We start from the raw sequence: 2,346 nt of genomic DNA on the forward strand, positions 1-2,346 counted from the left end.
CGCGGTTCGCCGATCATGGTCCGCATCGCCTCGGCCAGCGCCTCGTCGCGCCCGGCCTCGGCGACGAGGTCGGGCAGGACCGCCGCCATCGGCGGGGTCCTCGGGAGCGGCGGCTTCGGGTTCGGCGGCCCACCAGGGGGTCTGCAGGCCGAACGGGGGAAGCGCGCGCGGGGCGGGCGCAACCGGCTCCGCGCCGTCCGGGCCGGTCGCCGCAGCGGTGGCGGGCGCCTCGGCCGCGGGGTCCGCGCTGCCGAAGCTGGGCGGCGCCAGGGGCGCGGGGACGAACGGCGCCCCGGCCTCCTCGGCGGACTCCCGGGTGTCTCTAGGTCCAGACATAAGCAGACAGCGTATTCAAACCGGTCACTTTTGGAGGGGCTTGCCTTCGGTTTCCCTGTAGTGCAGTGCCAACGACAGGCCACTGCCGTCGACGAGCTGGGACCCGAAGGCGCGGACGGTGGAGTGGTACTGGCTGGCGATCTTCTTGCCGTCGGGGCGCTGGACCCAGGTCATGACGACGTAGTGGCCGAACGTCTCGCACGTGCCGAGGGCCTCGCCCTTGCCGTTGGTCTTGGAGATGCCCGATCCGGGCAGCGCCCGCAGGAACGCGTCCTTGGCGCCGGCGGCCTTGACCGCCGCCTTCGCGGCGGCCTCGGTCTTCAGGTTCAGCACGCCGACGGTGCCGATGAGCTGGCCCGAGCCGAGCGCGTAGGTCGCGCGCAGGGCCTGCTTGCAGTCGCCCTTCTTGAGCGCCGAGGTGAGCGTCGTGCCGCCGACGATCCCGACGCACCCCTTCTTGTCGTTCCAGGCCGTCCGGAGGTACTTCTGCTTGCCGGCCTTGAAGGTGGACTTGCGGAAGACCTCGCTCAAGGTCAGCTTCGCAGGGTCGGTGGTGCGGCTCTTGAGCTTCACCGGTTCCAGCGGCGGGACGCTCGGAGTGACCGGGGCTTTCGGCTTGGTCGCGCGCGGAGACGGGGATTGCGCCGCCTTCGGCTTGGGGTCGTCCTTCATCATGGACGCCACGCCGACGCCGCCGCCGATCAGGACGAGGCCCGCCACGACCGAGCCGCCGATGATCAGGGGCAGGTTGCGGCGGCGCGGCGGAGGCCCGCCGTCACCGGGACCGGGCGGGTCAGCCGGGCCGGGCGAGCCGAAGCCGCCGGGGGACGGGGGCTCGCCCATCGCTCCGGGCGGCCCGTCCGCCCACGCGGCGGTGGTGCCGGCGGCCCCGAACGGCTCGGCCGGGGGAGCCATGGCCCCGAACGGCTCGGACTCGGGAGGAGCCGCCGCGCCGAACGGCTCGGCCGGGGGAGGCATGGCGCTGAACGGCCCGGACTCGGGGGGAGCCGCCCCGAAGGCGCCGGGCGGGGACGGGGCCGCCCCGAACGCGCCGGGCGGGTACGGCTCGGAGCCGGGGGGCTCGAAGCCGAACGGGTCGGTGCCCGACGGGCCGCCGCGGTCGTCCGCGCGGGGGGAGAAGGGGGCCGCGTCGCCGCCGTCGTCGCCGTACGGTGGTGCCGCGTCCGGCCTCCCGGCTCCGGGGCCGTGCGGCGCTTGCGGCGGCTGCGCGGGAGGCCAGCCGCCGGAACTGCCTTGATCGCCCGGATAACCCATGGTCTTGGACCTTACCGTTCCTCGATCGGGACTCTGGACCTTCGGAACACTAACCATGACATGGGGGCGAATCGGGCGTCGCCCGTTTACCGAAGGTCGTCCCGGACGGTCACTTCCAGCCGAAGTCCTGGGTCCAGAGCGGCCCGCCGGGTCCGGCGGCCATGCCGACGCCGGTGGCGCGCAGGTCGCAGTTCAGGATGTTGGCACGGTGGCCGGAGCTCTTCATCCAGCTCGCGACGACCGCCTCGGCCGTCGTGTAACCCTTGGCGATGTTCTCGGCTCCGGGGCTGGCGTAGCCCGCGTCCTCCATGCGCTTCCAGGGGCTGTCGCCGTTGCGCGAGCCGTGCTCGAAGTACCCGTGCGAGAGCATCTCGGCCGAGTGCTTGCGGGCCGCCGTGGCGAGCCGGGCGTCCGGGCGCAGCGGCTTGCAGCCCGCCTTGACACGCTCGGCGTTGGTGAGCGCGACCACGGCCCCCTCGGCGTCCCCGCCGGCGGGGACGCCGTCGCGGGCGGACGGCGGCGCGCCCTTGACCGGCGGCCTGCCGCCCCCGGACGGCTGGACGGACGGGCGGGCGGGGACGCGGGACGTCCGCTGCGAGGAGGTCGTCCCGGAGGCGGTGGGGGCGGTTCCGCCCGCGGGGCCCCGGCCGGGGTCGGTGCGGCCGGGGTCGGTCTCGCCGCCGGCCGGGTCGAAGCCGGGCGGGTGGGAGGCCGGCCGGGCCGAGGCGGCCTGCT

Annotated in this window: 3 protein-coding genes; all 3 read right to left on the reverse strand. The window is 75.1% G+C overall.

What is annotated here, in order from left to right; translation table 11 throughout:
• A partial coding sequence (locus tag E1291_RS43615; protein WP_207401257.1) for a hypothetical protein occupies positions 1-182 on the reverse strand: 182 nt, incomplete at its 3' end.
• Positions 183-360: 178 nt separating this feature from the next.
• Positions 361-1,611 carry a hypothetical protein gene (locus E1291_RS41060; RefSeq protein WP_131743420.1) on the reverse strand — a complete coding sequence of 417 codons (1,251 nt, stop codon included), beginning with the start codon at positions 1,609-1,611 and terminating at the stop codon, positions 361-363.
• A 109-nt stretch (positions 1,612-1,720) separates the two neighbouring features.
• Positions 1,721-2,346: CAP domain-containing protein (locus tag E1291_RS41065; protein WP_131743421.1), on the reverse strand; the 626-nt coding region annotated here is incomplete at its 5' end.

It is taken from the genome of Actinomadura roseirufa, from assembly GCF_900659635.1.
GTDB lineage: Bacteria > Actinomycetota > Actinomycetes > Streptosporangiales > Streptosporangiaceae > Spirillospora > Spirillospora roseirufa.

Coding starts and splice junctions, on each gene's coding strand:
- E1291_RS41060 (WP_131743420.1), bottom strand. CDS start 1,611: ATGGGTTATCCGGGCGATCAAGGCAGTTCCGGCGGCTGGCCTCCCGCG.